This window comes from Microvirga brassicacearum (assembly GCF_008757455.1).
Taxonomy (GTDB): domain Bacteria; phylum Pseudomonadota; class Alphaproteobacteria; order Rhizobiales; family Beijerinckiaceae; genus Microvirga; species Microvirga brassicacearum.
Genome location: NZ_VCMV01000081.1, coordinates 271 through 21,142 on the forward strand (window position 1 = coordinate 271; position 20,872 = coordinate 21,142).

The window sequence follows — 20,872 nt, forward strand, 5'->3', positions numbered from 1 at the left end:
GCGCCGAATTTCGCCGCGACATCCGCCACGACGTTGCGCAGGCTGCCGGGCAGACAGGTGGTCGGCGCGCGCGGCCGCAGCATGATCGCCCCGCGTGCGACCTGCTGGTCGAAAGTCGAGAATCCACGCGTTGATCCCGCGGCGGCGTTCACGCGAGCCTGATCGCGTAAGCTGTTCCCGGGCAGGCTGACATACTGAGCCGGCGGTTGCTCTCCTCCTTCGGCACGGCCCGTGCCGGTCGAGACACTGAAAACGATTGCGGAGAGTGAAACGACAAGCCACATCGCGGCGGGCGATTGAGGTTCGGTGCTCATAGGGTTTCCCCGTTCGAGCCCCCTTTTTGGTGAGCCGTTCGCCACAACAACGCGCGGCTGGCTTTCGATATTATGTAACTAGTGTTTGAAGTTTTCAGACATTTGCAAGCTAAGGTAGTGCCCGCGTCAGGCAATTGGCCTTTGGCCGATGCGCACTGATCTTTGGGGGTAGAGGTCCGTTGCAGCTGGGTGATAAAGATGCATTCGGAGCTTTATCTATTCTCGCTACGACGGTGTCATCTCTACTTTGCGCGGGCAGTGGCATTTGTGACCTGCAACGACATTGGCGCGCGCTCTCCTGTTTGTGAGTCGCGTTCAAAAGCGCTATGCCGTGGCTTTCGGAAGAGCCTGATATGACGATCTCCAATGACAACGATCTCACCCGCCTCAAAGAGGTCGGGCGTATCGTCGCCAATACCCTTGAGGCGATGGGGAAGGCCCTCGAGCCGGGCATGACCACCTCTGAACTCGACCAGATCGGGCGAAAGCTCCTGGAGGCTGCCGGGGCGCGTCCGGCACCGGAGTTGGCCTACGCCTTTCCTGGGGCGACCTGTATCAGCGTGAATGAGGAGATCGCTCATGGCATCCCGGGTGCCCGACGGATCGAGCGTGGCGACCTGGTCAACATCGACGTTTCAGCCGAGAAGAACGGCTTCTTTGCGGATACGGGAGCCTCGTTCGCCGTTCCACCCGTAACTCGCTCGATTGAACGTCTTTGCAGGGATGGTCGGCGGGCCATGTGGACGGGCCTGCGGCAGGTGGGAGCCGGCAAACCGATTGCTGGCATCGGTCAAGCCATCGGGACCTTTGCGCGGAAAAACGGCTACAGTCTCGTCAGGAATCTTGCCAGTCACGGTGTCGGCTTATCGCTTCATGAGGAACCGACAGAGATCGCAACGTGGCCCGATTCCTCCGAACGTCGCATCATGAGCGACGGCTTGGTGTTCACCGTCGAGCCATTCCTGTCCTTTGGCGCAGAGTGGGCCGAGGATGGTGATGATCCGTGGACACTCTACAGCAGCCCCAAGGCCCCTACCGTCCAGTACGAACATACCGTTATCGCAACCCGAAACGGACCTTTGATCGTTACAATGGCCGGTTAAGGCCTACTAGGTCAGCGCCCGAGGCTTGCCCTAAACATCCTATCGAAAGTCCCGACGGATTCGCACGACTCGTCCTCGCCGGCCGGCGAGGACGGGGAAATCGGGTGCGACGTCCTGACAGCGCGTCGATCTTGCGTTGCCTTCGCCCAATACACACATCCAGCCAACGTGTCGCCATTCCGGGGCGCGAGGAGACAGAGATTGAACGCGGCGCACAGCGCGAACTTTGGCACGATGGGGATCCGCGACCGTAGCCCGGCCGATGCGGTCGCGCGGGTTGCCATGCTGGCGAGGCTCCTCGATAGCGCGTTCTTCATCCCGGGCCTGAATCGTCGCGTCGGCCTCGATTCCGTGATCGGTCTCTTTCCTGGCATCGGCGATGCGGTCTCGGCCGCTCTTGCGAGCTATATCATCTGGGAAGCGCACCGGCTCGGCTTGCCGCGCTGGAAAATTGCCCGGATGATCGGCAATCTGGTCGTCGATACGACGATCGGCGCCATTCCGGTCGCGGGCGATCTCTTCGACGTGTTCTTTAAATCCAACCAGCGCAACCTGCGCATCATTCACGAACATCTCGGCATGCCCAAGCGGGGCCCGCGCGAGATCGACGGCACTGCCGTGCGGATGGACGAACGAAAACAATGACACGGGTCTTGTGGGTCTTTGCCTTTCTGACCGTCTCGGTCTGGACGCTGCTCGCGTGGGGTGTTTACGGGCTGATCAATTTCTTCGGCGACACGGCCGCGCGAAACGCCGATGTGGTCACGAACCACCCGGAAAGCGTCGAATGGTTGTCGTGGGGGCTCTCTGCATTGCGCAATGTCGGCCTTGCGGCTGTCGTATTCGTCTGGGGCGTGGTGTCGTTCGTCATCCTCGCCGTGCCGACGCTTCTCAGCCTCGCGCTCGGAACGCTCGGTCGGGGACGGAAGACGGCGCAAGGGCCGATGACATGGCCGCCTCAGGCCCGCTGGCCCTCGGATGAACCACGGCCGGGCTATCGCGACGTCACGCCCGAAAAAGCGCCGCGCGATGCCGAGATTCGGCAGATCGAGCGTCAGTAGATGCGCGCCTCGCGATCTAGCGATGGCTTGAGATAAACTGCTTGAAGCGCTCCGATTTCGGGGCGCCGAACACGTCAGCCGGCGCGCCTTCCTCTTCCACCATGCCCTGATGCAGGAACATGACGCGGTTGGAAACGTCACGTGCGAACGCCATTTCGTGCGTGACGACGAGCATCGTGCGGCCTTCTTCTGCAAGCGAGCGCATCACGCGCAAGACCTCGCCGACGAGTTCCGGATCGAGCGCCGAAGTCGGCTCGTCGAAGAGCATCACCTGGGGATGCATGGCGAGCGCGCGCGCGATGGCGGCCCGTTGCTGCTGCCCGCCCGACAGGTGCGATGGGTATTGGTTGCGCTTGTCGACGATGCCGACTTTCTGGAGGATCGCCTCGGCCTCGGCAATACACTCGGCCCGCGGCCGCTTCTGCACGTGAATGGGCGCCTCGATGACGTTTTCGAGGATCGTCATGTGCGACCACAGATTGAAGCTCTGGAACACCATCGCGACGCGGGAGCGGATCCGGTCCACTTGCGCCTGATCCGCCGGTTCCATTCCCCGCCGCGTCCGTTTGATGCCGATCGCTTCGCCACCGATGCAGATCTGGCCGGAATCCGGCACCTCGAGCATGTTGATGCACCGAAGCATGGTGGATTTGCCGGAACCCGACGCGCCGAGAATCGAGATGACGTCGCCGTCATTCGCAGACAGCGACACGCCTTTCAGGACTTCGAGGGAGCCGAAACTTTTGCGGAGATTCTCCACCGAAACCGCGGGAGTGGACGCTGTCGTCAAGACCGATGCTCCGTTAGACATGGGCGGCCTCCAGACGCGGCTCGACGGTGGAGGGCCGGCGCAAATGCGGGGAAAGCCACCATTCGAACGCCATGATGATGCGTGTGATGGCGAAGTTGAGAATGAGGTAGATCAGGCCGGCCACGATGAAGACCTCTACCGCCCGGAAGGTCTGCGAGATGATCTTGGCGGCAAGCCCGGTGACCTCCATCATGGTGATGATCGAGGCAAGCGACGTCGCCTTCACCATGAGGATGATTTCGCTGCCATAGGCGGGCAGCGCCTGCCGCACCGCGATAGGGAAGACGATGCGGCGGAAGAGAAGAAAACCTGACATGCCGCATGCCTTCGCGGCTTCGACCTGCTGGTGCGGGACGGATTGCAGCCCGCCGCGAATGATCTCGCTCGCATAGGCGCCGGTGTTCAACGTCAAAGCCAGGATCGCGCACCAATAGGGCTCGCGAAAGAACACCCACAAGCCCCATTCCTGCAGCGTCGGGCGGAACTGGCCAAGGCCATAATAGATCAGGAAGATCTGCACCAGCAGCGGGGTGCCGCGGAAGACGAACACATAGGCTCTCGCAAACCCGTCGAGGGCGCGGATGCCCGACATGCGCATGAGCGCCAGCACCATCGCGAGCACCGCACCGAAAGCGACCGACGTGAACGAGAGATTGAGCGTCAGAGGAATGCCGCTGAGGAGCTGCAGGAACGTGTCCCACATGAAGCCGAAATCCATCAGGAAGCCCTCCTGATGCCGCGCATGGAATGCGTCTCGGCGCGCTGGAAGAGATAGGTCGAAAACCACGTGATGACGAGATAAAGGACGGCGGCCGTGATGTAGAAATCGAACGGCCGGCGCGTCGATCCGGCGGCGATGTGCGACTGACGCAGGAGTTCCACCAGACCGGTCACGGAGATCAGCGCCGATTCTTTCAGCACCAGCTGCCAGGTATTGCCGAGGCCCGGAATGGCATAGCGCAGAACCTGGGGCGCGATGATGCGGCGGAAGATCAGCCAGCGGTGCATGCCGACCGAGCGCGCCGCCTCGAGTTCGCCGCGGTTGAGGATCTGGTAGGCGCCGCGAAAGACTTCGGCCTGATACGCGCCCGAGACGATGCCGATGGCAAGCGCGCCCGTGACGAAGGCTGGCACGCCGATGAAGCCATCGGCGCCGAACAGGCTGCCGATCGCGCCAAGCGCCGCGCTGCCGCCGAAATAGAACAGGTAGATGACGAGCAGATCGGGAATGCCGCGAAGCACCGTGGTGTAGCCGTCGCCCAGCGTCCGCGCCGCCAGATTGCGCGACAGCTTGGCCCAGGCGACGAACGTGCCGACGACCGAGCCCGCGAGGAACCCGCACAGGGCGACCGCGAGCGTCATTCCCGTTGCGGTCAGGAGGGCGAGGCCCCAGCCCTTCGGCCCGAAACCGATGAGCTCGAAATAGCTCAGTTGCTGCACGTGTCGCACATCCTGCTATGCGTCATCCCCGGCGGGGATGACGCGGTTCGCGATCATGGGGTCGAACGTTCAGCCCTGCGGCGTCATATCGACCTTGAACCATTTCTGGGTCAACTTCGCGATGGTGCCGTCGGCGATGGCCGATTGAATGGCGGCGTCGAACTTGCCCTTCAATTCCGTATCGTCCTTGCGCACCGCAACGGCGACACCGCGGCCGAGAACGCCGCCCGACACACCGGCGCCGGCGATCGTCATGTCCTTGAATTCCGGCTGGTCGAGCGTCGCCTGCAGGGACGAATGCGCTGCGTAGATGGCGTCGACGCGTCCGGCTGCGAGATCGAGGTCGTGCTGCTCGGTGGTCTTGTACTCGCGGATCGTGACGACGTCCTTGAGGTATTTCTCAAGGAACTGCGAATTGACGGTGGAGCCCTGCGTGCCGACCGTCTTGCCCTTAAGAAGCGGCTTCCAGGCTTCGATCGTTTTCTCGGCGGCCTGAGGGTCCTTGTCGAGATTGACCCGCTCCCCGGTGCCGGCGAGCTTCGCCAGCGGCGAATTCTTCATGGTCGCGAAGCCGTGCATGCCCGACGCGTAAGGCCGGGTGAATGCGACGACCTCGAGTCGCTTGTCGGTGATGTTCATGCCGGCCATGATGGCGTCATACTTCTTGGCATTGAGAGCCGGGATGATGCCGTCCCAATCCTGCGCCACCATTTCGCATTTGACCTTTACCCGTGCGCAGAGGTCGGCCGCGAGATCGATCTCGAAGCCTTCGAGCTTGCCTCCGGCTCCGGTAAAATTCCACGGGGCGTAGGCGCCCTCGGTGGCGATCTTGATCGTCTTGTCCTGCGCCGCGGCGCTGCCGATCGCGAGAGCGGAAGCGAGCAATCCGAGGCTGATTGTTCTGAACAGTTTCATCGTCGTTCCCTGTGGTCAGTTTAACCGAACCATTTTCCGGGTCGCCCTTGGGCCCATGCCTGCGGCAATTTCCCGGTTGCTCAAAGCTAACAGGCAAATGCCGAGCTGGCGCAAGTGCCATTCCGGCCGAATATAGGGCGCGGCCTGTTGTTTTCGGTCGCAGATGAGGGCGATCGGGATAAAAAGGCGCGACCTCCGCCGCGCCCTTGTTCCTTAAGCTGTTCAGGGTCAAGTCGACGGGGTGGTGTCGATCTTGAACCACTTGAGCGAGAGCTTCTTCACCGTGCCGTCCTTGATGGCGGCCTGGATGGCCTCGTCGAAGCTCTTTTTCAGTTCCTGATCCCCTTTCCGGACGCCGACGCCCACGCCCGAACCGAGCATGCCGCCGGTGATGGAGGGGCCGACCAGGGCGTAATCCTTAAATTCCGGCTTCTCCAGAGTCCCGATGATAGCGGTGGCGTCGGCCAATACGGCGTCGATGCGGCCGGCGGCCAGATCGAGGTCGTGGGCTTCGGTCGACTTGTATTCCCGGACCTCGGCCGTGCCCTTCAGGTATTTGTCGGCGAAGTTCGAGTGGATCGTGGAGCCCTGAACGCCGACGGTCTTGCCCTTCAAAAGAGCCTTGCTTGCCTCGATGGCCTTCTCGGCGGCAGCCTTCTGAGTTCCGAGGTTATAGGCCTCGCCCGTGCCCGGCATCTTGGCGAGCGGCGAGTTCTTGGCCACCAGGAAGCCGTTGGGTGAGTTGGCGTAGGGACCGGCGAAATCGATGACCTTCTTGCGGTCGTCGGTGATGCTCATGCCGGCCATGATCGCGTCGTATTTCTTGGCGTTCAGGGCGGGAATGATGCCGTCCCAATCCTGCGCGACGACCTCGCACGTGACCTTCATGCGACCGCAAAGGTCGTTGGCGAGGTCGATCTCGAATCCTTCCAGCTTGCCGCCGGCGCCGGTGAAGTTCCACGGCGCATAGGCGCCTTCCGTCGCAATCTTCACGGTCTTGCCCTGCGCCGCCGCACCGCCGATGGCGAGCGTCGAGCCGAGGAGGGCGAGACTGACCGTCTTGATGAAATTCATCTTTGTTCCCTTTTTTAATCGCCCCGCCTGAGGCGGAGCTTCGAGGCCGCGATCGTTCCGACCGCGCTGATACTCAGTAACCGCCAAAGCAGCCAAAAAGGCAAGAGTGCTCCCGGCAACGTGTTTTCCGCGTGTGACGGGTTCACGGGACGGGCAGGAGATCTTGCGATCCGGCGCGCAAGACGCGATGAGTAGACCCGATCATTGAGGAGACCGGATGACCGTTCCGAGCCAAGCCGAAGCAGCGCTGATCGAGACCCTCCAGGAGCGCTTGGGGAAAGCCCACGTCCTGACGGCTGCGAGCGACATGGAAAGCGCGCTGGTCGAGCTGCGCGGCCTCTATCGCGGCACGGCGCTCGCCGTCGTGCGGCCGGGCGATACGCAGCAGGTCGCCTTTACGATCGCGCAATGCGCGAAGCGGGGCGTTCCTGTCGTGGCTCAGGGTGGCAATACCGGTCTGGTCGGCGGCGGCGTTCCGTTCGGCGGTGTCGTTCTGTCCCTGGCGCGGCTTAACCGCGTCCGCGAGATCGATCCTCTCAATGGTACCATGACGGTCGAGGCGGGCTGCGTCCTGCAATCGGTTCAGGCGGCAGCAGCAGCCGCCGGCTATCTCTTTCCGTTGTCGCTCGCATCCGAAGGCTCCTGCACGATCGGCGGCAATCTTGCGACCAATGCCGGTGGAACCGCGGTCCTGCGATATGGCAATACGCGCGAGCTCACTCTCGGGCTCGAAGTGGTGCTGTCAGACGGGCGGATCTGGAACGGGCTGAAGGGTCTGCGCAAGGACAATACGGGGTATGACCTGCGGGATCTCTTCATCGGCTCGGAAGGCACGCTCGGCATCATCACGGCGGCCGTTCTGAAACTTTCTCCAGCACCAAAGACGCGGGTGACGGCCTTCGTAGGATGCGCGTCGCCGGGCCATGCGCTGGCGTTGTTCAACAACTTGCGCGACCCTGCGGGGGACCAGTTGACGGCGTTCGAATACATGCCCGATTTCGGTCTCGAAATCGTTCTCAAGCATCGGCCCGCTTCAGTTCGGCCGCTCGCTGAACGGTATCATTCTTACGCATTGGTCGAGCTGACATCGCCGCGGGTAGACGCCGATCTCCGCCGAACTCTCGAAGAGATTTTGGCGAGCGCGCTGGAGGACGGCACGATCGCGGACGCGGTGATGGGCGACAGCGAGGCGCAAAGCCTCGCGCTGTGGGGATTGCGCGAGAACCTGTCGGAGGTGCAACGCCTCGAAGGCGGCTCGATCAAGCACGACGTCGCGGTGCCGGTGTCGCGCGTCGCGGAATTCATCGAGATTGCGACGAAAGCGTGCGAGGATGCGATGCCCGGCGTACGGGTCTGTGCGTTCGGCCATTTCGGTGACGGCAATATCCACTTCAACCTGTCGCAACCGCTTGGCATGGACAAGGACGCGTACTTGAGCGAATGGGCGCGCTTCAACGTCATCGTCCATGATATCGTGAATGGCATGAACGGCTCGATTGCCGCCGAGCATGGGATCGGCCTGATCAAGCGGGACGAGCTTGCGCGGTACAAGGATCCGGTCGCGCTCGACCTCATGCGCGCCATCAAGCGAACGCTCGATCCCGGCAATCTCCTCAACCCCGGAAAGGTCGTGGAGATCGGAGCCGACAGTCCGGCGACGTTTCCCGTCGAAACGCGCGTAACCAAAACAGGCCTTGCATGAAAACGATCGACATTCTCACCATCGGCGAACCTCTTGTGGAATTTGCGGAGGTCGAACGGGCCGGCGAGCGATTGTATCTGCCGGGGCACGGAGGCGACGTTTCCAACACGGCTGTCGCTGCTGCGCGACAGGGCGCGAAGGCTGCAATCTTCACCGCGTTGGGGGGCGACTCGTTCGGCGCGGATTTTCTGAAGCTCTGGGATCTGGAGGGCGTCGACCGGTCCTCCGTCGTCGTGCGGCCCGAGGGTCGAACCGGGGCCTACTTCATCAGCTATGGCAAGGACGGGCACGTGTTCTCGTATGCGCGTGCGGGATCTGCCGCGAGCCTCGTGCAGGTCAACGAGCTGCCGCTGAGGCAGATCGCTTCGTCGCGCATCCTGCACGCGTCCGGCATCAGCCAGGCGATTTCCGACAGCTGCGCGGATTCGGTCTTTGCCGCCATTCGCCACGCACGGGAGAGCGGCACGACCATCAGCTACGACACCAACCTGCGGCTGCGGCTCTGGCCGCTCGATCGCGCGCGCGCGGTCATCCACGGGGCCGTGGCGCTGTCCGATATCGCGCTGCCGGGCCTCGACGACGCGCAACAACTGACAGGTCTTGAACGGCCGGAGGACATCTGCGGATTTTATCTGACCCTGGGCTGCCAGATGGTCGCGCTCACCATGGGAAAATCCGGCACCATGGTGGCGGTGGGGGAACGGCGCGAGGTCATGCCTGCGCGCCCCGTGGAGGCGGTCGACGCGACGGGCGCAGGCGATACGTTCGACGGCGCTTTTCTTTCCGAATGGCTCGTGGATGGTGATCCGTTCCGCGCTGCGGCCTACGCGAATGCTGCCGCCGCGCTCTCCACCCTCGGACGGGGCGCCGTCGCGCCGATGCCGACGCGCGCCGAGACCGAAGCCTTCATGCGCACATAAAAAAAGCGGCGGGGCCGAAGCCCCACCGCCACTTTTGTTGATCGCGCCTCAGCGTGCTCGGGTCGCGCCGGGGAGACGCCGCGCATCCGCGAGATGCTGCTCAAGATGAGGAATGACCGACTGCGCGTAAGTGACCAGCGCGGGGTCGCTCCCGCTCTGCGCATATGAACGATAAAGGTTCAGCGCCTCCTCATGAGCCGCCAACTGGTAGCGGCCATAGCGCTGGTCGAACTGGCGACCCGTGCTTCCCGCCAACTCGTTCAACATCGCGGTCTTCTGCGGGTCGAGAGGGACGCCCATGCGCATCGGTGCCGACACGGAGCCGGTTGCCTGCACGTCCCGCGCGGTCGCCGCGCCAGCGACAGTTCCCGCCGTTGCTCCGACGCCGGCGCCGACTGCGGCACCGACCGGACCGCCCACCAACGCTCCGATGCCCGCGCCGGCCAAGGTGCCGCCGGCGGTCGTCCCGAGCCACTCACCGGAGGCGGAATAAAGCGGCTGGCCGCCATTGAGGGCCTGGCTCGTCTGGCTATGGCTGGAGATCATGTTCTGGGCGTAGGTTCGGACGCGTGGATTCTGCGACCGGTCCAGGGCGAGGCGGCTCGCGGCAATCTCAAACGCGTCCGCCTGGGAGGCCATTTGGCGGAAGGTTGCAGAATCCATGCTTTGAGCGAAAGCCGGTGCCGAAACCGTGGCCATAAGGGCCACCATGGCTACGTATTTTTTCATCGAATCATCTCCTTGGGAATTCGGAGATCGGAACTGAGTAATTGCCCGATCATCTTCCAGATCGTTACTGCACTGCACTAACGAATTGGATTTTGGAGGGTTCCCATACGTGATGATAATCCCCCAATACGCTCACGCTTGATTGTGAAAACTTTGTGGCATCGCGAAGTCCGGCTTAAATACTCGGCATGAGATGCGGTCATCGGCTCGGATGATCTTTGCCGCCGGATGGTCTAAGAGCGTGCACGCATTCACGAGACGCCCTTGTCCAAGCTGCTCCACATTCAATTTCTCAGAGGCCTCGCCGCCCTGTCGGTGGCATTTCTTCATGCCCAGCACGATGCGGCCTCGCTGGCGGCGCGCACGGGCGACGTGTTCGAGGCGTTCACGCGCCTCCCGTTCATGGCGGGTGTGGACGTGTTCTTCGTCATTTCCGGTTTCATCATGGTCTACGCGTCGCGACCGATATTCGGAAAGTCGGAGGCTCGCGGCATCTTTCTGACGCGGCGCATCGCCCGCATCGCTCCGCTCTACTGGACGGTTACGACGCTCTATCTCGGGATTGCGCTGGTCGCGCCCTTCGTCCTCAATCAGCCACCGCCTTCGGCATGGATGGTGATCGCCTCCTATCTGTTCATTCCGGCAACCCGGCCAGACGGTCTCGTGCAGCCGCTCTATTCCCTGGGCTGGACGCTCAATTACGAGATGTTCTTCTACGCCCTGTTCGCGCTGGTCATCGTGCTGCCGTTGAGAAGCGCGCTGGTGCGCCTGATGGCGATTCTGATCGGGCTGGCGCTGGTTGGCTACATCATGCGCCTCCCCGGGCCGCTGGCGTTCTGGACCGATCCGATCATTCTTGAATTCGCGCTGGGGGCCGGGCTTGGCTGGCTGCAAAGCCGGGGCGTCACCTTTGGCAGGGCGACCCGATGGGCACTCGCCCTGATCGGCCTCGCTCTCCTGGGTCTTGCGAGCTCGGATCTCGTTGGCGCTGGACCCTTCTCGCGCCCGGTCGTGTGGGGCATTCCCGCTGCCTTGCTGGTAGCGGCGGCGGCCTTGCGGGAGGATCGCGTGGAGAGGGTGAGCCCATTCACGCGCTTCTGTGCATTCCTCGGAGACATCTCCTACGCCATCTACCTCATCCATCCCTTCGTCATCCGCGGGGCGAGCGAGATTGCGGTGAGGTCGGGGATGGCAGGGGTCATCGGGCCGATCGGCTTTATCATCGTCGCAATGGCCGGAACATTGATCGCCGCGTGGGTCGTCCATCAGGCGTTCGAGAAGCCCGCGACGCGGTACCTGCGGCGCGGGCTCGAGCGCGCAGCCGCCTGACAGGTCAGGTCCCGCCCGATGATCGCCTGATCTGTCCCAGCGCCAGCATGCCCATTCCGCCAATGCCGCCTTCGGGCAGCAAACCTCGCTTTTCAGCAGTGAGCAGGAAGCCGCTTTCGTCGCGATCTATGGTGTAGAGCAGGTAGCCCGCCCGATGCGTCAGGGTTCCGCCGCGTGCGGATGCGGACGGCGCGCCGATCACCGGGATCGGGCCACGCGGACCTGCTATATGCGCGACGGAGCCCACATGGTTGTGCCCGTGCAGGATCAGTTCCGCCCCCACTCGGCCGATCATCGCCTCGAAAGCCTTGGCGTCGGTGAGATCCCGGCCCGGTTGCGCTCCGCCCCTGTGCGGCGGGTGATGGATCAGGACGACGCGGAAGCAGGAGGGGTCCCCTCCAAGGCGCGCCAGTATCGCTTCGGCCTCCCGCATCTGGCGCGATCCGACGCGGCCGCTGGCAACGAACGGAAACGTCGGAATGGCCGAGGACAACCCGACGATGGCGACCTCCTTATGCTGGCGCAGATAGGGAAAGACGCCTTCGGTGCCGTTGTCGCCCTGTGTCCAGGGTCCGATCTCGTGAAGCAGACCTTCGAGGGCACCGGGCACATAGGCATCGTGGTTTCCGGGCACGAAGCTGACGTTGCGGGGAGCACCGAGACCTTCCAGAAAGACGCGGGAGACCGCCCATTCGCTCGGCAGGCCGATATTGCAGGTGTCGCCCGTACAGGCGATGTGGTCGGGGTTTTGTCCGCGAACGTCGAAGACCAGCTGCGCCAGCAGCTCCATGTCGTGCATGCCGCGCCGGCCGCGGTGCCAGTTATACCAGCCTGTCAGGCGCTTGCTGAGCAATTGCCGCAATTGCGGGCGCGGCAGGGGACCCAGATGCGGGTCTGTCAAATGAGCAAGGCGGAACATGGCGACCTGATGAGCGAAGGACAGCGAGGGTTCGCTGAAGTGCCCGTCGGGGTCAAGCACTCAACCGGAGCGCACAAGGGGGTTATGGCCTCTGCAGAGGTTCTTTGCGACCAAGTCAGTTCGTCGGGAGGGACCAATACGAAGCCGTCGTGCAGCCCGTCATCGAAGCGCAAGCGTCGACGGAAGCCATGATCCGCGAAATCGGCAGGCGTCAAAAAGAAGCTTGGCCGAAATCGCGAAACGGATCAGTACTGTGCGCCGGCGATCAGGGTCGAGCGGATCGTATGATCCGTCAGGTCGAGGGCGGGCGACCAGGAAAAACGGGCGGAACGAGCGAAACGGGACAGGATGAGCGAGAGAAACATGGGACACCTTTTTGATGCGGAACTCATACTCCCGCGCCCCGAGCCGGTCACGCGCTGAAACAATGGATCAGCTATGCGTTTTTTGAATGAATCCGTTCATCAACCTGTAATCTTGGCTGTGCTTCGCTCATGAGACTGCCCAATCTGACCCGACCGACCCTTTCGGCCCGTTCGCTGCGCTGGGCATTCCACACATACTGGCGCTTCTCGCGCGGGCTGACGATGGGAGTGCGCGGGGTCGTCCTCGACGAACAGAACCGCGTCTTCCTGATCCGGCATACCTATGTGCCGGGCTGGCATCTGCCGGGGGGAGGGGTCGAGACGGGCGAGACCACCGAAGAGGCGCTGCGCCGCGAACTCCTCGAGGAGGCCTGCATCAGGCTCGATGGCGAGCCGCTGACACATGGAGTTTTCTACAATCGCGGTGCGTCGAAACGCGACCACGTGGTGGTCTATGTGGTCCGGGCCTTTACCGTGACGTGCCGGAAAGCACCGGATCAGGAAATCGCCGAAGCGGACTTCTTCCCGCTGGATGCCTTGCCCGAGGCGACGACCCAGGCGACCCGTCGCCGCCTGGCGGAGATCCTTGAGGGCCAAGTTCGAACAGCGACCTGGTAGGAGAAGCGTTTGCAGAGCGCCCGGGACGCTGCTATGGCGAAGGACCATAAGGAAGCGCCCCATTTCATGACTGCGACCCGGATCCTGCGACGACGACACGGCTGAGTTGCCTCCAGCCCCATTTGTTGCCGTCACCGCGAGTCCGTTCATGACCGAGCTCTCTCTTTCCATCCGTTCCGAGCAACAAGGCGATTCCGACGCGATCGATCGCCTGCACGAGCGGGCCTTCGGGCCCGGTCGTTTTGCCCGCACCGCCTCGCGGCTGCGCGAGGGCGCGCCGCACCTCTACGAATTGTCGTTTACCGCCCTTGTCGGAACCTTGCTGGTCGGCTCCGTCCGGCTCACCCCGGTGCAGGCAGGCGACGAACCGGCATTGATGCTGGGACCGTTGACGGTGGAGCCCGCTTTCGAGGGGCGCGGGATCGGCGCGGCACTGATAAGGCGGTCTCTGCAAGCCGCGACGCAGAACGGGCACGGCCTGGTGTTGCTGGTGGGCGACGAGCCCTATTACAGCCGCTTCGGCTTCGTGCACATACCGCCGGGGCATCTGGTGCTGCCGGGCCCGGTCAATCCCATGCGATTTCTGGCCCACGAACTTGTCGAGGGCGCACTCGCGCGGGCGCATGGGCTCGTGTCGGCGCTGCCCCGATAAGCGCCGTCAGGCGCGCCTGCGCCCTTCCGCGATCCAGGCGATGAGGGTTGCGCCGACCAACAGGACGAGGCCGAGGAATCCGAGCGCCAGCGGCAAGATCGAAACGCCCCGGATGACCGCGCTCTCGCTCGGCCGGATGCCGATCCAGTCGCCGCCCGAAAGTCTTGTGCCGGAGCGAACCGCCAGGATCCGCGGAACGGTGATGCCCCGGTCGCCTTCCATCGCCACGCGCCGGACCGAGCCGCCGGTCGCCTCCACGATGGGGCGAAGCGCATCCGTATTGCTGAACACGTCGGTCAACTCGCGAGGATTGGCAGGACCAATGCTCACGAAGGCGATGAGATCGCCCGATCGGAGGGTGTGCAATCCGAGTTCGGCGCTGTCGACCTGCGCCGTGAACACGCCCGGCTTGGTTTCGGCCAACTCGACGTTGCTCTGTGTGCCGCCTGGAGCCGTCAGCGTCACCGGGTCGGTCGTCTCCTTCATGGTCTGCCGCTCGATGCGAATGGTGCGGCCGGCCGCGCTGGCGCGCAGCGCCTCCTCCTCGAGCGCCGGCTCCTTCATGAGCCAATGCGCGAGGCGCCGCAGCAGATCGAGATGCGGTCCGCCGTCGTTATAGCCGCGCGCCCAGAGCCAAGCGTGGTCGGAAAGAAGCAGCGCGACCCGGCCCTTTTCCTCGCGCCGCAGGACGAGGAGCGGAAGATCGTTCGCGCCCGACATGAGCGCCGATCCCGACTGAACCTGAGCCCCGATGATGCGCAGCCACTCGCCCCAGGCCGGCGGTTGCGTCTCCGAGCCGGGGAGTTCGCGGGTGACCGGATGCCGGTTTCCCGTATCGGTAATGCGCGCCTTGTAGGGTTCCTCGACGATTCGCCCGCTGGGGGCGCCCGGAATAATCGGCGCAAGCCGCGTCTGCGCAAGACTGCCGTAACTGGCAAATTCCGGGCCTGCCGCTACGAGAACCGCGCCGCCGTCACGGACGTAGCGGACGATGTTTTCGAAATAGCTTGGCGGCAGAACGCTCTGGTTGGCGTAGCGGTCGAAGATGATGAGGTCGAAATCCTTGATCTTCTGCTGGAACAGTTCGCGCGTCGGGAATGCGATCAGCGAGAGTTCATTGATGGGCGTGCCGTCCTGCTTTTCCGGCGGACGCAGGATGGTGAAATGCACCAGATCGACGTTGGCGTCGGATTTGAGCAGGTTGCGCCAGGTTCGCTCACCCGGATGAGGCTCGCCCGAGACCAGCAGCACGCGCAGTTTCTCGCGAATGCCTTCGATCGGGATCACCGCGCGGTTGTTGGCAAGCGTCAGCTCGTCCGGGAGGCCCTCGACCTCCAGCTCGATCACATTGGCGCCGCCGTGCTCGACGCGCACGTCGATGGAAAACGGGGTGTCGGACCGCACCTGCTGGCGGGCGAATTCCTGTCCGTCCCGGCGCACGGTCACAAAAGCCGAACCCGTGCCGCCCCGTTCCATCACCACGGCGCGGATGGTCTGGTCACGGCCCACGATGCCGAAACGCGGAGCCTCGAGGAGCTTGATCTGCCGATCCCGCTCATCCGGCCGGCCCGTAATCAGAGCATGGAGGGGTGCGCGAAATCCGAGGCTCTCGATCGAGGGCGGGATATCGTGCACGACGCCGTCCGTGACGAAGATCACGCCGGCCAGCCGATCAGGAGGCACATCCGCCAGTCCGTTGGAAAGTGCCGCGAACAGGCGCGTTCCGTCATCGCCCGCGCCGTCATCGGCCTCGATGTAGCGGGGCTCGACATCGGCCAGCGACCCAAATCGGCGCTGCAATTCCGCCCGGACCTGTTCGGTCATCGGCTGCCGGTCGCCAAGCGTCTGCGAGGTGGAACGGTCGATGACCACGGCCACGACGTCCTTGACCTTCTCGCGTTCCTCCTGAACCAGCGACGGATTGGCGAGCGCCAGAACGACGAGGGCGAGCGCCACCGCGCGAATGAGCGCCACAGGCCCGCGAGATAGAAGAGCGAGCACGGCCAGAAGCACCGCCACGGCAACGATGACCCAAAGCGCGTAAACGGGGATGAGAGGCGAGAAGCTGACCGAAAGCAAACTTATGTCCTCACCCTATTGCCCGAGCCGCTCGAGCAGCGCCGGCACGTGGACCTGATCGGCCTTGTAGTTGCCGGTCAGCGCGTACATGACGATGTTGATTCCACTGCGATAGGCCATTTCGCGCTGGCGCGGATTGCCGCCCACCATCGGGTTGAGCGCCTCGCCGCGCGGTCCGACCGCCCAGGCTCCGGCGAGGTCGTTGGAGGTGATGATGATCGGCGACACGCCGTCGCCGGAACGCGCCGGACGCGCCGCCTCGTCCTCCTGCGGCGGCATGACCTCGACCCAGGTCTGACCGGTGGCGTAACGCCCTGGAAAATCGTCGAGGATATAGAACGTCTTCGTCAGCACGTGATCGAGGGGCACCTGCTCGAGTTCCGGGATGTCGAGCGTCGCCAGCATGTTGCGCAGGTAACGCCCTTCCGCGCTCACTGCCCCATCCGGCCGGGCGTTGAAGGCATCGCGGGTGTCGAAGATCACGGTTCCGCCGCTCTTCATGTAAGCGTCGAGCTTTCGAATGGCCGCTTCGCTTGGAATCGGCCGGTTCGCCGCGATGGGCCAGTAGAGGAGGGGGTAGAATGCCAACTCGTCCCGCGCCGGATCGATCCCGATCGGCTCGCCGGGCTGCAGCGCCGTGCGCAGGCCGAGCACCTGGGTCAAACCGGTCAGCCCGGCCTTGCTGTTCTCATCCACCTGCGCATCGCCGGTGACGATGTAGGCGAGGCGCGTGACAAGTGCGGATTGCAGGTTGTCGCGTGAGGGGGGAGGCCGCTGCTCCTGCGCCACGAGGGGGAAACCTCCTGCCGACACGAGAAGGACCGCCGCCGCAAGGGCCGCCGCAGCACCAGCCCGATGGGCACGCCTGAAGCGGTTGGACAGATGTCCTCCGAGCCATAGCGAGACCGCGGTGTCGATCAAAAGCAGGATAATCGCCAAGGTCAGAAGGGGCGCCCGCAGATCGACCGTCTGCGATCCGGCGAGCGGCGCTATCCGCGCTTGCAACGGCGCGAAGTCGAGAAGGGCCAGTTTGTCGCCCGGGACGAGGGCGTTCACCGCAAGAGAAGCATCGACCGGTCCGTAGAAGCCCGGCGGATGTTCGCTCGTGGCCCGATCCGCGAAGGTTCGGGTGATCGGGCGGGCGTTCGCCGGAGGCGATGTGAAGATGCCGAAACCGTCGAGGGTTAAGCGGGGAGCGATGGTCTGGTTCTCCGCATTGCGGGCCTCGACGCCCACATCATGAGGCGTGCCTGCGAGTGCCGTGATCCGCCGCAGCATGTCCACGAAGAGACCCGACAGGGGCAGGTTCGACCAGGTGGTATCGGCCGTCACGTGGTACAGCACGATGAGCCCGCTGCCGCGCTTGTCGGCCGTCACGATCGGCGTCCCGTCCACCAGCGCCGCCCAGGTTCTGGCCTGGAGGTCGCCATCCGGCTCGGCAAGGATCTGGCGTCGGATGCCGATCTCGTCCGGGACTGGCAAGCCGAAGAAGGGGCTCTCCCGCGGGAATGGCGCGAAGGTTTTGGGCGTGTCCCAAGACAGCGTGCCGCCGAGGTTGCGCCCGCCGCGGCGCAGATTCACCGGCACCAGCGGGTCGTTGCCGGCGGCAAGGCGGGAACCGGCAAAGCGCAGCAGCATGCCGCCGCCTTCCACGAATGCGCCCACCTTGGCGAGAGTCTCACGATCCAGGCCGCCCACATCGGCAAGGACGAGGATCGATACCTGCTCGTCAAGAAGTTGGGTCACCGCATCCGCCACGCCGCCGCGGCCGGTGCGGATTTCGGCGTAGGGCGCGAGCGCGCGCTCGATGTAGAAGAGCGGCGACAGAAGCGGTTGCGCCTGATCGGTGGTGCCGCCAAAAACAAGGCCGACCCGGCGGCGCTTGCCCCGCTCGTCGAGCAGGCTGACGGCTCCGGCGGAGCTTTCGCCGAGGATTTCGATTCGCGCGATCGCATTCCGGATCTCCGTCGGCGCATCGAACGCGACGGTGGTCTCGGTGGCATTCGGCGTGAAGGCGAAGCGGGCATCCGCGAGCGGGAGGTTCTTGAGGTCGAGCGCCCGCAAGGTTCCCCCGTCGCGGCCGTTCGGTTCGGCGCGCACCAGATGGGCCGTCAGTTGCCCGCCGGCATTCTCGGTGCCTGAAAGCGCAAGGGCACCGGCCTGGTCAGTCTTGAGGATCGTCACGCGGCGTCCCGTCACGACTTGCGACAGACCCGCCACAAAGGCCTGCCCATCGCTTCCGGCGACGCCATCGCTGATCCAGACGATTTCCGCGTCAGGCGCGGCCTGCAGGAACCGCCGGACGGAGTCCAAGTGGGCCTGCCTGTCAGGCAGAACAGGTTGCGGCACGAAGGAGCGCAAGCGCTCCAACGCGGCTCCCGGGCCTGCCGCCGTTATCTCAGCCGGCTCGCCAGCCGTCGCCACAACCGCAACGATACGCCCATCGCGCTCGGCCGCTTCGAGGCGTGAAGCGGCCAAATTCGTCCGCTCTCGCCAGTCGTGAGACGACGTAAAGCCGTTATCCACGAGCAGCAGGAGGGGAGCCCGGCTGCCGCTCTCGGCGAGCGGGTTCCAGAGCGGGCCCGAGGCGGCCAGAATGAGAAACGCTGCCAGCAACAGCCGAAGCAGCAGGAGCCACCATGGGGTGCGGGCAGGGGTTTCGCGCTCAGGACGCATATCCGTCATGATCTTCAGCGGCGGGAAATTCAGCCGCAGCGGTTGCGGCGGCGTGATGCGCAGGAGGAGCCAGATCGCCGGGAGAGCTGCCAGCGCCGTGAGAACCAGCGGAACCGTGAAGGTCAGTGGAAGGCCCAGCATCTAGCGCCCTCCCATGCTGACACCGCGCGAGGTTGCGACCAGGGTCAGAATTCGCAAGGCGGCTTCGCTGGCCGGTCGGTCGGTGCGATGAATGGTCAAGGTCCAGCCGCGGCTGCGGGCGATTTCCTCGATTTCGGCGCGATGTTGGCTGATCCGATCCCGGTAGGCCTCGCCCCAGGCGGCGGCATCGCCCACGCGCAGCGACAGACCCTCTTCCAGGTCGTAGAGGATCGCCTGCCCCTGAAACGGGAAGGTCTCCTCGACGGGATCGACGATCATCACCAGATGACCGCGCGCGCCGCGGCTGGAAATGCCCTCCACCGAGACAGCGATGTCTCGCGGCGCCGACAGGAAATCGCTGATCAAAATCGCCTCGTCGAGCGTCGCAATCGAACCGGAGGGCGGCAAATCCGTGTCCAGGGCGCGACTGTCGGCCACGAGAGCCTGGGCCATCGTCTCGGTGATGTGGGTCGCCGCGCGCGGTGGCATCAGCCCGAGCAGGCCGACCCGCTCGCCGCTTTCGACGAAGGTATCGCCGAGCGCGAGGCCAAGCACCAGCGCCCGCTCGATCTTCGATGCCTGCGCCAGATCGGAGGCGAAGCCCATGGAGGCCGAGCGGTCGGTCCAGACCCAGATGCTCTGCGCCGTCTCCCATTCGCGCTCGCGCACGTAAAGGCGGTCGTCACGGCCGGATCGGCGCCAGTCGATGCGCTGCGCGGCTTCGCCGGTCACGAACGGCCTGAATTGCCAGAACGTCTCGCCGATGCCCGCGCGCCGGCGGCCGTGGATCCCATGCGAAAGACTCGCCGCCACCCGTCGCGATTCGAGGATGAGATGGGGCATCCGCTGCGCCAGGGTAAGCGCCGTCGCGGTTTCGGCCCGCCCCGGCGAGCGGGCTTGTGGTTCCAGCACCCTCACGCGGGGCATCGCCGGAATCCTAGCGCGCCAGCCGCGCCGTCAGGCGGCCGATGAGGCTCGGGATGGTTTCTCCGTCGGCGCGTGCCGAGAACGTCAGCGCCATGCGGTGCTTGAGCACGGGTTCGGCAAGGGCCACCACATCGTCAATTGACGGTGCGATCCGGCCCTCGATCAGGGCGCGGGCGCGCACGGCGAGCATCAATGCCTGGCTGGCGCGGGGTCCTGGCCCCCAGAGCAGCTTGTCGGTCACGCCGGCGATGCCCTCGCTGCCGGGGCGTGCGGAGCGTACCAGATCCAGAATGGTCTCGACCACGCTGTCGCCGACCGGCAGGCGCCGGACGAGGCGCTGGGCGGTCTTCAGGGTATCCCCGGTCATGACCGGGACCGGATCGCGGGCGTCGATGCCGGTGGTCTCGATCAGGATGCGTCGCTCGGCCTCGCGATCCGGGTAGCCGATGTCGATTTCGAGCAGAAAGCGGTCGAGCTGCGCCTCGGGCAGGGGGTAGGTGCCTTCCTGTTCGATGGGGTTCTGGGTCGCCAGCACGTGGAACGGGTCCGGCAGATCGTGACGCTCCCCCGCCACCGACACATGATGCTCCTGCATCGCCTGCAGCAGCGCCGATTGGGTGCGCGGGCTCGCCCGGTTGATTTCGTCGGCCATCAGCAGCCGCGTGAAGATCGGCCCCTTGACGAAGCGGAAGGAGCGCCGCCGATCCGGGCCCTCATCGAGAATTTCCGAGCCGAGAATGTCGGAGGGCATCAGATCGGGGGTGAACTGGACCCGTCGCGCATCGAGCCCCAGGACCGTCCCGAGAGTCTCCACGAGCTTTGTCTTGGCAAGGCCGGGCACGCCGACGAGGAGGCCGTGGCCTCCTGCAAGAAGCGTGATCAGCGTCAGGTCGACGACCTCTTCCTGACCGAAAATGACCGAATGAATGGCGTCCCTGGCACGCCCGACCGTCTCAAGCGTCGCCTCGGCATTGCGGATGATTGCGTCGTCGAGGCCAGTGGGTGCTTGAGCGATGCCAGCCGTCATGTGGTATCCTTCCACTCATAAGCCCCCGCCGTACTGTGCCGTCGGTTGCCGTCGTTATGCAAGGGATCGT

Annotated in this window: 20 protein-coding genes; 8 read left to right on the top strand and 12 right to left on the bottom strand. The window is 64.3% G+C overall.

Annotation, left to right across the window (positions count from 1 at the left end; all coding sequences use genetic code 11):
* On the bottom strand, positions 1–314 hold a 314-nt coding region (locus tag FEZ63_RS25345), incomplete at its 3' end, for a hypothetical protein (protein WP_201274283.1).
* A gap of 353 nt (positions 315–667) precedes the next feature.
* On the opposite strand from FEZ63_RS25345, the gene map reads away from it, so the two are divergent.
* The 3 genes from map (at position 668) to FEZ63_RS24525 (ending at position 2,478) form a co-directional block, all read left to right on the top strand.
* Complete coding sequence (map, locus tag FEZ63_RS24515) at positions 668–1,417, top strand: type I methionyl aminopeptidase (protein ID WP_150950035.1); 750 nt, start codon at positions 668–670, stop codon at positions 1,415–1,417.
* A gap of 201 nt (positions 1,418–1,618) precedes the next feature.
* Positions 1,619–2,062, top strand: coding sequence for a DUF4112 domain-containing protein (locus tag FEZ63_RS24520; RefSeq protein ID WP_244622980.1), 444 nt, complete (start codon positions 1,619–1,621; stop codon positions 2,060–2,062).
* The gene (locus FEZ63_RS24525; protein ID WP_150950038.1) at positions 2,059–2,478 is read left to right on the top strand and encodes a hypothetical protein; all 420 of its coding nucleotides are present in this window, start codon (positions 2,059–2,061) and stop codon (positions 2,476–2,478) included. The genes FEZ63_RS24520 and FEZ63_RS24525 overlap by 4 nt, the downstream gene beginning before the upstream one ends.
* A 16-nt stretch (positions 2,479–2,494) precedes the next feature.
* Here FEZ63_RS24525 and FEZ63_RS24530 read toward each other — a convergent pair whose 3' ends face one another.
* The 5 genes from FEZ63_RS24530 to FEZ63_RS24550 all read right to left on the bottom strand — a co-directional run bounded on the left by FEZ63_RS24530 (position 2,495) and on the right by FEZ63_RS24550 (position 6,718).
* Entirely contained in the window at positions 2,495–3,289 is a 795-nt protein-coding gene (locus tag FEZ63_RS24530; RefSeq protein ID WP_150950040.1) for an ABC transporter ATP-binding protein, read from the bottom strand.
* Complete coding sequence (locus tag FEZ63_RS24535; RefSeq protein ID WP_150950041.1) at positions 3,282–4,007, bottom strand: ABC transporter permease; 726 nt, start codon at positions 4,005–4,007, stop codon at positions 3,282–3,284. The genes FEZ63_RS24530 and FEZ63_RS24535 overlap by 8 nt, the downstream gene beginning before the upstream one ends.
* Positions 4,007–4,729 carry an ABC transporter permease gene (locus FEZ63_RS24540; RefSeq protein ID WP_275552365.1) on the bottom strand — a complete coding sequence of 241 codons (723 nt, stop codon included), beginning with the start codon at positions 4,727–4,729 and terminating at the stop codon, positions 4,007–4,009. The genes FEZ63_RS24535 and FEZ63_RS24540 overlap by 1 nt, the downstream gene beginning before the upstream one ends.
* A gap of 69 nt (positions 4,730–4,798) precedes the next feature.
* Positions 4,799–5,644 (bottom strand): lysine/arginine/ornithine ABC transporter substrate-binding protein, encoded by an 846-nt coding sequence (locus FEZ63_RS24545; protein WP_150950043.1) that lies wholly within the window; start codon positions 5,642–5,644, stop codon positions 4,799–4,801.
* Between the two features lie 228 nt (positions 5,645–5,872).
* Positions 5,873–6,718, bottom strand: coding sequence for a lysine/arginine/ornithine ABC transporter substrate-binding protein (locus tag FEZ63_RS24550; RefSeq protein ID WP_150950046.1), 846 nt, complete (start codon positions 6,716–6,718; stop codon positions 5,873–5,875).
* Between the two features lie 217 nt (positions 6,719–6,935).
* On the opposite strand from FEZ63_RS24550, the gene FEZ63_RS24555 reads away from it, so the two are divergent.
* Together FEZ63_RS24555 and FEZ63_RS24560 are read left to right on the top strand one after the other, a co-directional pair.
* Entirely contained in the window at positions 6,936–8,420 is a 1,485-nt protein-coding gene (locus FEZ63_RS24555; RefSeq protein WP_150950048.1) for an FAD-binding oxidoreductase, read from the top strand.
* Entirely contained in the window at positions 8,417–9,340 is a 924-nt protein-coding gene (locus FEZ63_RS24560; RefSeq protein ID WP_150950049.1) for a sugar kinase, read from the top strand. Before FEZ63_RS24555 ends, FEZ63_RS24560 begins: the two co-directional genes overlap by 4 nt.
* 48 nt (positions 9,341–9,388) lie before the next feature.
* Here FEZ63_RS24560 and FEZ63_RS24565 read toward each other — a convergent pair whose 3' ends face one another.
* Entirely contained in the window at positions 9,389–10,069 is a 681-nt protein-coding gene (locus FEZ63_RS24565; protein WP_150950051.1) for a DUF4142 domain-containing protein, read from the bottom strand.
* A gap of 264 nt (positions 10,070–10,333) precedes the next feature.
* Here FEZ63_RS24565 and FEZ63_RS24570 point away from each other — a divergent pair, with 264 nt between their 5' ends.
* Positions 10,334–11,398: an acyltransferase family protein gene (locus FEZ63_RS24570; RefSeq protein WP_244622981.1), complete on the top strand. Its 1,065-nt coding sequence runs from the start codon at positions 10,334–10,336 to the stop codon at positions 11,396–11,398.
* A 4-nt stretch (positions 11,399–11,402) separates the two neighbouring features.
* Here the strand turns inward: FEZ63_RS24570 and FEZ63_RS24575 are convergent, their stop codons facing one another.
* Positions 11,403–12,317: a metallophosphoesterase family protein gene (locus FEZ63_RS24575; protein ID WP_150950053.1), complete on the bottom strand. Its 915-nt coding sequence runs from the start codon at positions 12,315–12,317 to the stop codon at positions 11,403–11,405.
* Positions 12,318–12,811: 494 nt separating this feature from the next.
* Here FEZ63_RS24575 and FEZ63_RS24580 point away from each other — a divergent pair, with 494 nt between their 5' ends.
* Positions 12,812–13,300 carry an NUDIX domain-containing protein gene (locus tag FEZ63_RS24580; protein ID WP_150950055.1) on the top strand — a complete coding sequence of 163 codons (489 nt, stop codon included), beginning with the start codon at positions 12,812–12,814 and terminating at the stop codon, positions 13,298–13,300.
* Positions 13,301–13,448: 148 nt separating this feature from the next.
* Entirely contained in the window at positions 13,449–13,952 is a 504-nt protein-coding gene (locus FEZ63_RS24585) for a GNAT family N-acetyltransferase (RefSeq protein ID WP_150950057.1), read from the top strand.
* 6 nt (positions 13,953–13,958) lie between these two features.
* Here the strand turns inward: FEZ63_RS24585 and FEZ63_RS24590 are convergent, their stop codons facing one another.
* Genes FEZ63_RS24590 through FEZ63_RS24605 form a run of 4 tightly spaced genes read right to left on the bottom strand, consistent with a single transcriptional unit; the run spans position 13,959 to position 20,802 of the window.
* Positions 13,959–16,031, bottom strand: coding sequence for a hypothetical protein (locus FEZ63_RS24590; RefSeq protein WP_150950059.1), 2,073 nt, complete (start codon positions 16,029–16,031; stop codon positions 13,959–13,961).
* A gap of 15 nt (positions 16,032–16,046) precedes the next feature.
* Positions 16,047–18,848: a DUF4159 domain-containing protein gene (locus FEZ63_RS24595; RefSeq protein ID WP_150950061.1), complete on the bottom strand. Its 2,802-nt coding sequence runs from the start codon at positions 18,846–18,848 to the stop codon at positions 16,047–16,049.
* Positions 18,849–19,775 carry a DUF58 domain-containing protein gene (locus tag FEZ63_RS24600; protein ID WP_150950063.1) on the bottom strand — a complete coding sequence of 309 codons (927 nt, stop codon included), beginning with the start codon at positions 19,773–19,775 and terminating at the stop codon, positions 18,849–18,851. It abuts the gene before it with no gap.
* 10 nt (positions 19,776–19,785) lie between these two features.
* Positions 19,786–20,802: an AAA family ATPase gene (locus FEZ63_RS24605; RefSeq protein WP_150950065.1), complete on the bottom strand. Its 1,017-nt coding sequence runs from the start codon at positions 20,800–20,802 to the stop codon at positions 19,786–19,788.
* Between the last annotated feature and the right edge of the window lie 70 nt (positions 20,803–20,872).

What these genes read in the sequence shown, in the direction of transcription:
- FEZ63_RS24555 (WP_150950048.1), top strand. Translation starts at nt 6,936, where the DNA reads ATGACCGTTCCGAGCCAAGCCGAAGCAGCGCTGATCGAGACCCTCCAG.
- FEZ63_RS24530 (WP_150950040.1), bottom strand. Translation starts at nt 3,289, where the DNA reads ATGTCTAACGGAGCATCGGTCTTGACGACAGCGTCCACTCCCGCGGTT.
- FEZ63_RS24575 (WP_150950053.1), bottom strand. Translation starts at nt 12,317, where the DNA reads ATGTTCCGCCTTGCTCATTTGACAGACCCGCATCTGGGTCCCCTGCCG.
- FEZ63_RS24565 (WP_150950051.1), bottom strand. Translation starts at nt 10,069, where the DNA reads ATGAAAAAATACGTAGCCATGGTGGCCCTTATGGCCACGGTTTCGGCA.
- FEZ63_RS24525 (WP_150950038.1), top strand. Translation starts at nt 2,059, where the DNA reads ATGACACGGGTCTTGTGGGTCTTTGCCTTTCTGACCGTCTCGGTCTGG.
- FEZ63_RS24560 (WP_150950049.1), top strand. Translation starts at nt 8,417, where the DNA reads ATGAAAACGATCGACATTCTCACCATCGGCGAACCTCTTGTGGAATTT.
- FEZ63_RS24535 (WP_150950041.1), bottom strand. Translation starts at nt 4,007, where the DNA reads ATGGATTTCGGCTTCATGTGGGACACGTTCCTGCAGCTCCTCAGCGGC.
- FEZ63_RS24585 (WP_150950057.1), top strand. Translation starts at nt 13,449, where the DNA reads ATGACCGAGCTCTCTCTTTCCATCCGTTCCGAGCAACAAGGCGATTCC.
- FEZ63_RS24600 (WP_150950063.1), bottom strand. Translation starts at nt 19,775, where the DNA reads ATGCCCCGCGTGAGGGTGCTGGAACCACAAGCCCGCTCGCCGGGGCGG.
- FEZ63_RS24580 (WP_150950055.1), top strand. Translation starts at nt 12,812, where the DNA reads ATGAGACTGCCCAATCTGACCCGACCGACCCTTTCGGCCCGTTCGCTG.
- FEZ63_RS24605 (WP_150950065.1), bottom strand. Translation starts at nt 20,802, where the DNA reads ATGACGGCTGGCATCGCTCAAGCACCCACTGGCCTCGACGACGCAATC.
- FEZ63_RS24595 (WP_150950061.1), bottom strand. Translation starts at nt 18,848, where the DNA reads ATGCTGGGCCTTCCACTGACCTTCACGGTTCCGCTGGTTCTCACGGCG.
- map (WP_150950035.1), top strand. Translation starts at nt 668, where the DNA reads ATGACGATCTCCAATGACAACGATCTCACCCGCCTCAAAGAGGTCGGG.
- FEZ63_RS24550 (WP_150950046.1), bottom strand. Translation starts at nt 6,718, where the DNA reads ATGAATTTCATCAAGACGGTCAGTCTCGCCCTCCTCGGCTCGACGCTC.
- FEZ63_RS24545 (WP_150950043.1), bottom strand. Translation starts at nt 5,644, where the DNA reads ATGAAACTGTTCAGAACAATCAGCCTCGGATTGCTCGCTTCCGCTCTC.